Origin of the sequence: Nonomuraea sp. NPDC050790 (genome assembly GCF_044456745.1) — a bacterium.
GTDB lineage: Bacteria > Actinomycetota > Actinomycetes > Streptosporangiales > Streptosporangiaceae > Nonomuraea.
In genome coordinates this window covers 42,278-55,383 of sequence record NZ_JBITGF010000008.1, presented here as the reverse complement: position 1 = coordinate 55,383, position 13,106 = coordinate 42,278, and the positions used below count along the sequence as shown (strand labels likewise).

General features: G+C 71.0%; 9 protein-coding genes and 1 pseudogene. 8 read left to right on the top strand and 2 right to left on the bottom strand.

Features of this window, described 5'->3' with window-relative positions; all coding sequences use genetic code 11:
* Positions 1-194: 194 nt before the first annotated feature.
* A pseudogene (locus ACIBEJ_RS36480) lies at positions 195-1,100 on the top strand (RNA polymerase sigma factor); the annotation flags it as partial.
* A gap of 306 nt (positions 1,101-1,406) precedes the next feature.
* Complete coding sequence (locus ACIBEJ_RS36475; protein WP_397187486.1) at positions 1,407-2,354, top strand: adenosine deaminase; 948 nt, start codon at positions 1,407-1,409, stop codon at positions 2,352-2,354.
* 268 nt (positions 2,355-2,622) lie between these two features.
* On the opposite strand, the gene ACIBEJ_RS36470 is transcribed toward ACIBEJ_RS36475, so the two are convergent.
* Positions 2,623-3,309 carry an IclR family transcriptional regulator gene (locus tag ACIBEJ_RS36470; protein WP_397187485.1) on the bottom strand — a complete coding sequence of 229 codons (687 nt, stop codon included), beginning with the start codon at positions 3,307-3,309 and terminating at the stop codon, positions 2,623-2,625.
* 139 nt (positions 3,310-3,448) lie between these two features.
* Positions 3,449-4,777: an SLC13 family permease gene (locus ACIBEJ_RS36465; protein ID WP_397187484.1), complete on the bottom strand. Its 1,329-nt coding sequence runs from the start codon at positions 4,775-4,777 to the stop codon at positions 3,449-3,451.
* Positions 4,778-4,942: 165 nt separating this feature from the next.
* On the opposite strand from ACIBEJ_RS36465, the gene ACIBEJ_RS36460 reads away from it, so the two are divergent.
* The 6 genes from ACIBEJ_RS36460 to gcl are packed head-to-tail and all read left to right on the top strand — an operon-like array spanning position 4,943 to position 13,103.
* Positions 4,943-6,097, top strand: a complete 1,155-nt coding sequence (locus tag ACIBEJ_RS36460) for a pyridoxal-phosphate-dependent aminotransferase family protein (RefSeq protein ID WP_397187483.1) — start codon at positions 4,943-4,945, stop codon at positions 6,095-6,097.
* Positions 6,094-8,982, top strand: a complete 2,889-nt coding sequence (locus tag ACIBEJ_RS36455; protein ID WP_397187482.1) for an FAD-binding and (Fe-S)-binding domain-containing protein — start codon at positions 6,094-6,096, stop codon at positions 8,980-8,982. The genes ACIBEJ_RS36460 and ACIBEJ_RS36455 overlap by 4 nt, the downstream gene beginning before the upstream one ends.
* On the top strand, positions 8,979-9,689 hold the full coding sequence (locus ACIBEJ_RS36450) for a fumarylacetoacetate hydrolase family protein (protein WP_397187481.1): 711 nt from the start codon (positions 8,979-8,981) through the stop codon (positions 9,687-9,689). The genes ACIBEJ_RS36455 and ACIBEJ_RS36450 overlap by 4 nt, the downstream gene beginning before the upstream one ends.
* 11 nt (positions 9,690-9,700) lie before the next feature.
* Positions 9,701-10,471, top strand: coding sequence for a hydroxypyruvate isomerase family protein (locus ACIBEJ_RS36445; protein WP_397187480.1), 771 nt, complete (start codon positions 9,701-9,703; stop codon positions 10,469-10,471).
* Complete coding sequence (locus ACIBEJ_RS36440) at positions 10,468-11,361, top strand: 2-hydroxy-3-oxopropionate reductase (protein ID WP_397187479.1); 894 nt, start codon at positions 10,468-10,470, stop codon at positions 11,359-11,361. Before ACIBEJ_RS36445 ends, ACIBEJ_RS36440 begins: the two co-directional genes overlap by 4 nt.
* Positions 11,358-13,103, top strand: coding sequence for a glyoxylate carboligase (gene gcl / locus ACIBEJ_RS36435; RefSeq protein WP_397187478.1), 1,746 nt, complete (start codon positions 11,358-11,360; stop codon positions 13,101-13,103). Before ACIBEJ_RS36440 ends, gcl begins: the two co-directional genes overlap by 4 nt.
* Positions 13,104-13,106 lie beyond the last annotated feature (3 nt).

The window sequence follows — 13,106 nt, the reverse complement described above, 5'->3', positions numbered from 1 at the left end:
TAAAAATTTTAGGTCGGTCCTCATTTTAGGTTGACACTACCGCCGTGTCGACCTAAAGTTAGGCGCGTCCTAAGTTTGGAGAAGGGTTCCTCTTGCCTCTACTCACCGCGTCACCGAAGCCGGCCCACCGAAGCGAGGAGAGCGTCTTGTCCGAAGTAGCAGAGCTTCCCGTCCTGGACGACAGCGCCCCGGGCACCGGCGACTCGGTCAAGGCGTACCTGAAGGAGATCGGCCGGGTTCCCCTGCTCACCGCCGAGCAGGAGATCGAGCTGGCCAAGCGCATCGAGGCCGGACTGTTCGCCCGCGAACGGCTCGACACCGAACCGGACCTCCCCCTCGACCTGCGCGCCGACCTGGAGTGGGTCGCCGACGACGGCATCCGCGCCAAGGAGCGCATGCTGGAGGCCAACCTGCGCCTGGTCGTCTCCATCGCCAAGCGCTACACCGGCCGCGGCATGCTCTTCCTCGACCTCATCCAGGAGGGCAACCTCGGCCTCATCCGCACCATCGAGAAGTTCGACTACCGGCTCGGCTTCAAGTTCTCCACGTACGCCACCTGGTGGATCAAGCAGGCCATCACCCGCGCCATGGCCGACCAGGCCCGCACGATCCGCATCCCGGTGCACATGGTCGAACTGATCAACAAGGTGGCCCGCGTCCAGCGGCGCATGCAGATCGAGCTGGGCCGCGAGCCCACGCCCGAGGAGATCGCCCCCGAGGTCGAGCTGACGCCGGAGCGCGTGGTCGAGGTCCAGTCGTACAGCCGCGAGCCCATCTCGCTCCACACCCCGCTCGGCGAGGAGGGCGACAGCGAGTTCGGCGACCTCATCGAGGACACCGAGGCGGTCTCGCCCGCCGACGCGGTCTCCTTCACGCTCATGCAGCAGCAGCTCAGGTCGCTGCTGGACGACCTCACCGAGCGCGAGGCGGGCGTCATCACCATGCGGTACGGCCTGGCCGACGGCAAGCCCATGACCCTCGACGAGATCGGCAAGGTGTACGGGGTGACCCGCGAGCGCATCCGGCAGATCGAGTCCAAGACCATGTCCAAGCTCCGCCACCCGTCCCGCGCCCTGGCCCTGCGCGACTACCTGAGCTGACCGGCCCGCTCAGCCGACGGCCCCCTCGGCGGCAGGCCCCCCACTCCCGCCCTGCCCCCGAGCCCGTCCAGCCTCGCCCAGCCGGTTTCTTCGCCCTGGCCGACCGGTGTCCGCACCCCGCAGCTCGTCCCAGCGCTCCTTGCCGCCGCCGGATCCCCGTCGCCCCTGCGCGCCCCATTGCGCCCGGGCAGAACCCGTTGAGCTCGCCCTGCCGATCCGCGGGCATGTCGATTGCCCTTACGGGTTGGGGTGGTGGGCAGGAAAATGGGCTGCTTGGCCGGTCGGTGGGCGGCTAGGGTCCGTGCGGTGAGAGACCTGCGCGCGCTGCCCAAGGCCCACCTGCACGTACACCTGGAGAGCACGGTCCGGCCCGAGACGTCCGGCGAGCTCGGGGGGCCCGCGGGCCGGGGCGGGCCGTTCGCCACCTTCCGCGACTTCGCCGACCACCGCGCCCAGGTCAGGCGGCGCCTGGTCGAACCCGAGCACTTCCGCCGCATCGCCACGGAGTTCTGCGAGGACGAGGCGGCGCAGGGCACCCGCTATGCCGAGGTCAGCTTCACCGCGGCCGCCCACGGGGAACGGCTGGGCCGTCCCGACATGCCGCTGGAGTCCGTGCTGGAGGGTCTGGCCGAAGGCCGCCGGTACGGCATCGAGTGCCGGGTGATCCTCGACCACTCCCGCCGCCAGCCCGTCGAACGCCTCTGGAAGACCCTCAAACTCGCCCAGAAGCATCCCGAGGTCGTGGCCATCGGCCTGGCCGGCGACGAGGCGTACCCGCTGGCGCCCTTCACCGAGGTCATCGACGCCGCCCATGCCGCGGGCATCCGCCTGGTCCACCACGCGGGGGAGTCGGCTGGCCCCGCCAGCATCCGCGACGCCCTCGGCCCCGGCCGCACCGCCCGCCTGGGCCACGGCATCCGCATCCTGGACGACCCCGCCCTCACCGCCGAGGTGGCCGCCGCCGGCCTCGCCCTGGAGGTCTGCCCAAGCTCGAACGTCCTGCTCAAACTCGTCACCTCCCTCCCCGAACACCCCCTTCCCCGCCTGCTCGCCGCCGGCCTGACCGTCACGATCAACACCGACGGGGAGACGGATCTTGCCGCCGAGTACGAGCGGCTGCGCGAGGTCTTCGGGTACGGCGACGCCGTACTGGCGGACCTTGCCAGGAACGCGGTGAACGCCTCCTTCGCTCCCGCCGCCCTCAAACACCGCCTGAACACCGGCATCACCACCTGGCTCACCACCCCCGGCTAACCGAACCCCGGAAGGCACGGTCCCGGGCTTGCGCGGTACTTCTGGCCGTGGCGTGGTGCCCGGCGGCGCGCATCACATCCCGGTCGGGGCCATGCCACTGGCTGGCCGGCCACGGGTGCCACGGACTTCTGCCCGGTAATCCGGCCCGAGGTCGTCTCCCTTGGGCGAACCTCGCTCGGGGGGACCGTGCTCCGGCCTTGGGCCGCAGAAAGCCAGGGCGGCGAGGGTGAGACCGGGCTCGGGGTGGACGGGGTGGGAGAACCTGGAATCAGGTGATTTCGGCGAGGAGTTTGGGGACGGCGGACTGGAGCTGGGCGGCGATGGTCTCGACGGCCTCGGCCCCGATGCGGCCCTCCGGCCCCGACACCGAGATCGCCGACAACGTGGGCGCCCCCGTCACCGGCACCGCCAGGCAGCGCACCCCCGGCTCCTGCTCGGCGTCGTCCACGACGTACCCCCGCTCCCTGATCGCCGACAGCTCGACCATCAGCAGGTCCGGGTCGGTGATGGTGTTGGGGGTCTGGGCGGGCATGCCGGCGCGTTCGACGAGGGCGCGGGCCTCCTCGGGCGGCAACTGGGCCAGCAGGGCCTTGCCCACCCCGGTGCAGTGGAGGTAGACGCGCCGGCCGACCTCGGTGAACATGCGCACGGAGTGGGTGGAGGGCACCTGGGCGACGTAGACGGCGCGGTCGCCGTCCATGACCGCCATGTTCGCCGTCTCCCCGACGGCCGCGACCAGGTCGGTCAGGACGGGCCTGGCCCAGGTGGCGAACATGCTGGACGCGCTCTCACCGAGCCGGATCAGGCGGGGCCCCAGCGCGTAGCCGCGGGAGGGGAGCTGGCGGACGTAGCCCGACCCCACGAGGGTCCTGATGATCCGGTGGATGGTCGGCAGTGGCAGTCCCGAGAGCGTGGACAGGCGGCTGAGCTGCAGCTCGCCGCCCGCTTCCGCCATCAGCTCCAGTATCGCGAAAGCCCGTTCCAGCGATTGAACACCGTTGGCCGAGCGTGGTGCCGACATGTCCACAGTCTCCGGAGGCAGGTGGCGTTTTCTACCATACGGAAGAGTACATCCTCGGCAGCGCCACCACGCGTCATGACCAGTTGGGCGCGATGAAGATCAGCCACGTGAGCAGCGGGGCCACGACGATCATGCTGAAACCCCAGCGCATGAGGCCGCGGAAGACGTAGTCGCGCTCGCTGTCCTGCGAGTTGGCGACCACGAGTGCGCCGCTGGTGGAGAAGGGCGAGGAGTCCACCACCGACGACGACACCGACAGCGCCACGACCAGCGCGACCGCGCCGATCTCCCCGGTCAGCAGGAACGGCACCGCCAGCGGGATCAACGCCCCCAGGATGCCCGTGGTGGAGGCGAAGGCGGAGACGGCCGCGCCGATGAGGCAGATGAGCAGGCCGGCCAGCAGGGGGATGCCGATCGTGGCGACCTTCTCGCCGAGGAAGTCGATGGTCCCGATGCGTTCCATGAGGCTGACGTAGGTGACGATCCCGCAGATGAGCAGCACGGTGGGCCAGGCGATCTGGCCGACGGCGTCCTTGGCGCCCTTGGGGGAGACCAGCGAGAGCACGACGGCGACGGTGATGGCGGTGAAACCGACGTCGAGGCCGAACAGCAACGCGCCTCCGGCCAGTACGGCGAGCCCGCTGATGGTGAGCACACGCTCCTTGTTGAGCCGCGTGACGGCCACCGCCGTGGCGACGCCGCCACCACCGCCACCCACGCCTCCAGCACCGCCACCCACGCCTCCAGCGCCGACGGTCACGCCGCCTTCAGGCGCGGACTCCTCCTCGCGGCCCCGGCGCAGCAGTTCCTTGCCGCCGAACATGAGGAAGACCAGCACCGACAGCGCCACGTTGAAGGCGAAGGAGCTGAAGAACAGCATCGCCGGGTTGCCGGGCAGGTTGTTGCGGGTGACGACGCCGTTGACGATGCTGCCGAAGATGCTCATGGGCGAGAAGCCGCCGGCGCTGGCCCCGTTGATGATGAGCAGTCCCATGAGCATCGGGTTGATCCGGTAGCGCAGGGCGAAGCCCATGCCGACCGGGGCGATGATCGCCACCGCGGCGGGCACGACCGCGCCGACGGCGGTCAGCGCCGCGGTGACCAGGAACATCATCCAGGGGATGAGGGCGATGCGGCCGCGTACCAGGCGTACCGCGGCCTGGACGAGCCAGTCGACCGTCCCGTTGGCCTTGGCCATGGCGAACAGGTAGGTGACCCCGACGAGGATGACGAACAGGTCGCCGGGGAACCCGCCGACGATGTCGTCCTTCGACTCGCCGAGGACGAGTGCGCCGACCAGGAACGCGGCGACGAACGCCAGCGCCCCCATATGGACGGGCAACACGGTGGCGATCAGGAAGACGACGGCTAGAACGATGATCGTGATGATCTGAACCGACATGCGGACTCCAGCAGTTTTTCCATGATGCGGAAAAATGTTTCCGCTTAGCGAGAGTATGACCTGGCTCACATTCCAGGTCAAGACTTTTCATCTCACTCGGAAGGGCATATCTTCCGTATAGCGAGATAACTTTTCCGCATCGTGGATATTTCGAGCGAGGTCCTCATGAGCAGGCACTTCCTGCAGATCCCCGGCCCCACGAACGTGCCCGACAGCGTGCTCAGGGCCATGTCGGCGCCGACCATCGACCACCGGGGCCCCGAGTTCGCCGCCCTCGGCCTGGAGGTGCTGCGCGACATCAGGCCGGTGTTCGGCACCGAAGGCCCGGTCGTCATCTATCCGGCCTCCGGCACCGGGGCGTGGGAGGCGGCCCTGGTCAACACGTTGAGCCCGGGCGACAAGGTCCTGTGCTTCGAGACCGGCCACTTCGCCACTCTCTGGCAGGAGATGGCGGGCAAGCTCGGGCTGGAGGTCGCGTTCGTGCCCGGCGACTGGCGCAGGGGCGCCGACCCCGACGCGGTCCGGGAACACCTGTCCGCCGACACCGGCCACACGATCAAGGCCGTCTGCGTGGTCCACAACGAGACCTCCACCGGCGTCACCAGCCGCGTGCCCGAGATCCGCGCCGCGATCGACGCCGCCGGCCACCCCGCGCTGCTGCTGGTGGACACCATCTCCTCGCTCGGCTCGATCGACTACCGCCACGACGAGTGGGGCGTGGACGTGACCGTCGCGGGCTCGCAGAAGGGGCTCATGCTCCCGCCCGGCCTGAGCTTCAACGCCGTCAGCGAGAAGGCCCTGCGCGCCTCGCGCACCGCGGGCCTGGCCAAGTCGTTCTGGGACTGGGCGCCGATCCTGGCCGCCAACGAGCGCGGCTTCTTCCCCTACACCCCCGCGACCAACCTCCTGTACGGCCTGCGCGAGGCTCTCCGGCTGCTCTACGAGGAAGGGCTGGACGCCGTCTTCGAACGGCACATCCGGCACGCTGAGGCGACCCGCGCGGCCGTACGGGGATGGGGGCTCGAGGTGCTGTGCGCCGACGAGCGCGAGCACTCCGCGGCGCTGACGGCGGTGATCGTGCCCGACGGCTACGACGCCGACAAGATCAGGGCGATCATCCTCGACCGCTACGACATGTCGCTGGGCTCCGGCCTCGGCAGGCTGGCCGGCCGGGTCTTCCGCATCGGCCACCTGGGGGACTTCAACGACCTGACGCTCGCCGGAACGCTGGCCGGCGTGCAGATGGGGCTCACTCTGGCCGGGGTGCCCGTCGACCCGCGTGGCCTGCAGGCCGCGCTCGAGCGCCTGCAGACGCCATGACGGCCGTCCTCCCGGAGACCGGCGACCTGCGGCGCACGCTCAGCGCGGCCGTCGAGGGCGAGGTGGCCTTCGACGACTACACCCGCCACCTGTTCTCCCGCGACGCGAGCATGTACTCGATCATGCCGCTCGGCGTGGTCTTCCCCCGGCACGCCGGCGACGTTGCCGAGGCGGTCAGGGCGGCCGGGCAGGCGGGCGTGCCGGTGGTGCCACGCGGCGCCGGCACGAGCCTCGCCGGCCAGACGGTCGGGCCCGGCCTGGTCCTCGACTTCTCCCGGCACATGAACAAGATCGTCGATCTCGACCCCAGGGCGCGCACCGCGCTGGTCGAGGTGGGGGTGGTGCAGGACCAGCTCAACCAGGCGGCCGCGCCGTACGGGCTGATGTTCGGGCCCGACACCTCCACCAGCAACCGCGCCACCATCGGCGGCATGATCGGCAACAACTCCGCCGGCAGCGGCTCGCTCACCTTCGGCATGACCATCGACCACGTCAGAGCCCTGGACGTGGTGCTGGCCGACGGCTCGACCGCGCGGCTGGAGCCGGTGAGCGAGCAGGAGCGGGCCCGCCGCGCCGCCGAGCCCACCCTGGAGGGCGCGCTCTACCGCGAGCTGCCCGGACTCGTGCGCGACAACGCCGAGGCGATCGCCACCGGCTTCCCGCCGTTCTGGCGGCGGGCCTGCGGGTACCGGCTGGACCGGCTGGCCGCGCCGGGGGAGTTCGACCTGGCGAAGTTCGTGGTCGGCGCCGAGGGCACGCTGGTCGTGGCGACCCACGCGCTCGTCGACCTGGTGCCCAAACCCCGCCACACCGTCTACGCCGTGGGCCACTTCGCCAGCACGGCCGGCGCCATCGCCGCCACCGAGGACGCGCTGTCGTGCGAGCCCGCCCAGGTCGAGCTGATGGACAAGACGATCCTCGACCTGTCCAGGCAGAAGATCGAGTACGCCGGCCTCGGCGACATCCTCAAGGGCGACCCGGCGGCCCTGCTGTTCGTCTCCTTCAGCGGCGACGACCGCGACGAGCTGACCACCAAGCTCGACGAGGTCAGCCGCCTGTGGCAGCGCAACGGCCACGGCTACCACACCCTGCTCGCGGTCACCCCCGCCGAGCAGACGGCGCTGCTGAAGGTGCGCAAGTCGAGCCTCGGCCTGCTCATGGCGGCCGGCGAGGGCACCCGCCGGCCGCTGGCCTTCGTCGAGGACACCGCCGTCGACCCCAAGCACCTGGCCGAGTACACCGACCGCTTCCGCGGGGTGCTCGACCGGCACGGGCTGACGGCCGGCTTCTACGGCCACTGCTCGGTCGGCTGCCTGCACATCCGCCCCTTCGTCGACCTGGCCGACCCCGACCAGGTGACGACCATGCGGGCGGTGGCCGTGGAGATCAAGGACCTGGTCGCCGAGTACGGCGGCGTCAACTCCAGCGAACACGGCGACGGCCTGGCCCGCAGCGAGTTCAACCGGGAGATCTTCGGCCCCGAGCTGTACGAGGCGATGCGCTCGGTCAAGCGCCTGTTCGACCCGGACGGCGTCCTGAACCCGGGCAAGATCGTGGACGCGCCGCCGATGACCGACAACCTGCGCGACGCGGCCCTGCCACCGGCCGGACCCCTGCGCACCCGGCTGTCGTTCGAGGTGGTCGGCGGCATGCGCGGCGCCGCGGACCGGTGCATGAACATCGGGCTGTGCCGCAAGAGCGGCCCCGGCGTCATGTGCCCGTCCTACATCGCCACCCGCCAGGAGGAGCACTCCACCAGGGGCCGGGCCAACGCCCTGGTCAAGGCCCTGTCGGAGGCCGACCCCAAGGCGGCCTTCGGCGACGAGCGGCTGCACGAGATCCTCGACCTGTGCCTGATGTGCAAGGCGTGCAAGAGCGAGTGCCCGATGAGCGTGGACATGTCCACGCTCAAGGCCGAGGCGCTGTCGCACCACCATGACCAGCACGGGGTGCCCCTGCGCTCGCGCGTGTTCGGCGCCATCCGCTCGCTCAACCGGCTCGGCTCGGCCACCGCGCCGCTGTCCAACCTGCCCACCCGGCTCCCGCTCGTACGCCGGCTGCTGGAGCGCACGGTCGGCATCACCGCCGCGCGGCCGCTGCCACGCTTCGAGCGCGGCAACCTCATCCGCTGGCACAAGGGCCACCGGGCGGCCGAGGGCCGCGAGACGCTGACGTTCCTGGCCGACTCCTTCACGACCTACACCGAGCCGCACATCGGCAGAGCGGCGATCGAACTGCTGGAGCACGCGGGCTGGACGGTCGAGCTGGCCTCCACCGGCTGCTGCGGCCGCTCCAGCCTGTCCAAGGGCCTGCTCGACCAGGCCAAGGCGCAGGCCGGCGCGCTGGTCGCGGCGCTGTCGGACACCGAGGGGCCGATCGTCGGCTGCGAGCCGTCCTGCCTGTTCACCCTGCGCGACGAGCACCGGGCGATGCTGGCGGGCGACGAGCGCGTGGACGCGGTCGCCGCCCGGGTCAAGCAGGTGGAGGAACTGCTCGCCGAAGCGGTCGCCGCGGGCAGACTACGGCTGCGCGCCGACTCCCCGCTGGCGGGCAAGAAGGTGGTCTTCCACGGCCACTGCCACCAGAAGGCCGAGGTCGGCACCGCCGCCACGATGGCCATGCTCCGGCTCATCCCCGGAGTGGAGGTCGTCGAGCTCGACACCGGCTGCTGCGGCATGGCCGGCTCGTTCGGCTTCGAGGCCGAGCACTACGAGCTGTCCATGACCGTCGGCTCCGACCGGCTCTTCCCCGCCCTGGCAGCCGAGCCCGAGGACACGATCGTCGCGGCCACCGGCGTCTCCTGCCGCCAGCAGATCTTCCACGGCGCCTCCCGCCAGGCCTGGCACCCGATCGAGCTTCTCCGCGAGGCGGTGGACCTGTCATGAGACTCGTGCGCTACAGCCACAAGAACGAGGTACGCACCGGCGTGCTCGTGGGCCACGACATCCACGCCACCCCGGGCAGCGGCCCGGTGGCGAACCTGGAGGAGGTGACACTGCTGGCGCCCTGCGACCCCCGCGTGATCGTCTGCGCGGGCCGCAACTACGGCGTGCCGGGCAAGCTCCGCAAACCCCGGCTCTTCCTCAAGGCCGCCAACGCCGTCACCGGCCCAGGCGCCGAGGTACGGCGTCCGCACGGGCTGCGCAGGCTGGAGTACGAGGGCGAACTGGCCGTCGTCATCGGCCGCACCGCCCACCAGGTGCCCAGAAGGCACTATCGCGACTACGTCCTCGGCTACACCTGCGCCAACGACATCACCGCCGACGACTGGCGCAACGACGGGCAGTGGGTCAGGGCCAAGAGCGCCGACACCTTCTGCCCGCTCGGCCCCTGGATCGAGACCGACGTCGAGGACCCGGGAGACCTGCACATCCGCACGCGGGTCAACGGCCTGCTCGTCCAGGACTGTCCGACCGCCGAGATGCTCTTCGACGTCGGCGAGCTCCTCGCCTACGTCACCCGCTGGATCACCCTCAACCCCGGAGACGTCCTGCTGACCGGCAGCCCCGACGGCGTCGGCCCCCTGGCCGTCGGCGACGAGGTCACGGTGGACATCGCGGGCGTGGGCGTCCTGAGCAACACCGTCCGATAGGAGGCGGCCACATGCGCTACACCGTCAACTGCTCCATCCTCTTCACCGACCTGCCCCTGCTGGAACGCCCGCGCGCGGCCCGCGCGGCCGGCTTCGACGCCGTGGAGTTCTGGTGGCCCTTCGAGACCGCCGTGCCCTCGGGGGTCGAACTGGACGCCTTCGCCGGCGCCGTCCAGGACGCGGGCGTGGAGCTGACCGGGCTCAACTTCTTCGCGGGCGACATGCCCGCGGGGGAGCGCGGCGTGCTGTCGCACCCCGGCCGGGTCGCCGAGTTCCGCGACAACGTGCCGGTCGTGGCCGAGCTGGGACGCAGGCTCGGCTGCCGCAACTTCAACGCCCTCTACGGCAACCGCGTCGAAGGCGTGGACGAAGAGCTCCAGGACGAGACCGCCCTGGCCAACCTGGCGCTGGCCGCCGCGGCCGTGGACGGCACGATCCTGATCGAGGCGCTCAGCGGCGCGCCCGCCTACCCGCTCAAGACCGCGGCCGACGCCCAGTCCGTGACCGCCGCGGTCCCCGGCCTGAAACTGCTGGCCGACCTCTACCACCTGGCCGCCAACGGCGACGACGTGGACAAGCTCCTGACCGGCGACCTCGCCGGGATCGGCCACGTCCAGATCGCCGATGCGCCCGGCAGAGGCGCGCCCGGCACCGGCGACCTGCCCGTCGGCCGCTGGTTCGCCCTCCTGACCGAGGGCGGATACGACGGCCTGATCGGCCTGGAATACCTCCCCCCGAAGAACGGCGACCCGTTCGCCTGGCTGAAGGAGCCATCGTCATGACCAACGTGACCGTCATCGGCCTGGGCATCATGGGCGCCCCCATGGCCGCCAACCTCGTCAAGGCCGGATACACCGTCACCGGTGTCAACAAGGAGCCGGAGAAGGTCGAGCGGCTGATCGAGCTGGGCGGGCGGGGCGCGGGCAGCGTGGCCGAAGGCGTGCGTGACGCCGACGTCATCGTGACCATGCTGCCCGACACCCCCGACGTCGAGCTCGTCGCCGCCGAAATCGTCGACCACGCCCGCGAGGGCGCGCTGTGGATCGACGCCAGCAGCATCAGGCCGGACGCCGCCGCCCGCATGGCCGCCCAGGCGGCCGAGGCCGGGCTGCGCGCGGTGGACGCGCCCGTCTCCGGCGGGGAGCAGGGCGCGATCGACGCGAGCCTGTCCATCATGGTCGGCGGCGCGTCCGCCGACGTCGAGGCGGCCAGGCCCCTGCTGGAGGCGGTCGGCTCCACCGTCGTGCACGTCGGGCCCTCCGGATCCGGGCAGACGGTCAAGGCCGCCAACCAGCTCATCGTCGCCGGCACCATCGAACTGGTCGCCGAGGCGATCGTGTTCCTGGAGGCGTACGGCGTGGACACCCAGGCCGCGGTCAAGGTGCTGTCGGCGGGGCTGGCGGGCAACCGCATCCTGGAGCGCAAGGCCGAGGGCATGCTGGGCCGTACCTTCCAGCCGGGCTTCCGCATCGACCTGCACCACAAGGACCTCGGCATCGTCACCGCGGCCGCCCGCGAGGCGGGCGTGGCCATCCCGGTCGGCGCCGTCCTGGCCCAGCTCATGGGCGCGGCGCGGGCCCAGGGCCACGGACAGCTCGACCACACCGCCCTGCTGCTGCTCGTCGAGCGGCTGTCCGGCCGCGGCGAGGGTGTGGAGAAGGAGACGCCGTGACCCGCATGCGAGCAGTCGACGCCGCGGTCCTGATCCTGGAGCGCGAGAACGCGACCCAGACCTTCGGGGTGCCCGGCGCGGCCATCAACCCCTTCTACTCCGCGATGCGCGCCCACGGCGGGATCAAACACGTCCTGGCCAGGCACGTCGAGGGCGCCGCCCACATGGCCGAGGGCTACACCCGCGCCCGCGCCGGCAACATCGGCGTGTGCGTCGGCACCTCGGGCCCGGCCGGCACCGACATGATCACCGGCCTGTACTCCGCCGCGGCCGACTCCATCCCCATCCTCTGCGTCACCGGCCAGGCCCCGGTCGCCCGCCTGCACAAGGAGGACTTCCAGGCGGTCGACATCGCCGCCATCGCGGCGCCCCTCACCAAGATGGCGCTCACCGTCATGGAGGGTGCCCAGGTGCCGGGCGCCTTCCAGCAGGCGTTCCATCTCATGCGCTCGGGACGGCCCGGCCCCGTCCTCATCGACCTGCCGCTCGACGTGCAGCTCACCGAGATCGACTTCGACATCGACACCTACGAGCCGCTGCCCGTCCACCGGCCCGCGGCCACCAGGGCGCAGGCGGAGAAGGTGCTGGCGATGATGGCGCGGGCCGAGCGCCCGGTCATCGTCGCCGGCGGCGGCGTCATCAACGCCGACGCCGCCGACCTGCTGGTCGAGCTGGCCGAACTGCTCGGCGTCCCGGTCATCCCCACGCTCATGGGCTGGGGGAGCATCCCCGACGACCATCCGCTGATGGCCGGCATGGTCGGCCTGCAGACCGCCCACAGGTACGGCAACGCCACCCTGCTGGCCAGCGACTTCGTCCTCGGCATCGGCAACCGGTGGGCCAACCGCCACACCGGCGGGCTGGAGGTCTACCGGCGTGGCCGTACCTTCGTGCACATCGACATCGAGCCCACCCAGATCGGCAGGGTCTTCGCGCCCGACTACGGCGTCGTCTCCGACGCCGGCGCCGCGCTGGTCCAGCTCGTCGACGCCGCCCGCGCCACCCTGCCCCCGGACCGGGGCGTCTGGGTGAAGGAGTGCCAGGAGCGCAAGCGCACCCTGCACCGGCGCACCGACTTCGACAACGTCCCGATCAAGCCACAGCGCGTCTACCAGGAGATGAACCTCACCTTCGGCAAGGACGTGCGCTACGTCTCCACGATCGGCCTGTCGCAGATCGCCGGCGGCCAGTTCCTGCACGTCTACAAGCCGCGGCACTGGATCAACTGCGGCCAGGCCGGGCCGCTCGGCTGGACGGTGCCCGCCGCGCTGGGCGTCGCCGTGGCCGACCCGGAGGCCACCGTGGTGGCCCTGTCGGGCGACTACGACTTCCAGTTCATGATCGAGGAGCTGGCGGTCGGCGCGCAGTTCAACATCCCCTACCTCCAGGTGCTGGTCAACAACTCCTACCTGGGGCTGATCCGGCAGGCGCAGCGGGCGTTCGACATGGACTTCCAGGTCAGCCTGGCCTTCGACAACGTCAACGCGCCCGAGGTCGGCGGCTACGGCGTCGACCACGTCAAGGTCGTCGAGGGGCTGGGCTGCAAGGCCATCCGCGTGCACGAGCCCGGCGAGCTGGCGGGGGCGTTCGAGGAGGCGCTGAAGATCATGGAGGACCTGCGGGTGCCGGTCGTGGTGGAGGTGATCCTCGAGCGGGTCACCAACATCGCGATGGGCGCCGACCTCGACGCCATCACGGAGTTCGAGGAGGTCGCCGACGCAGAGATCCTCTCGCGGGGGTGAGCG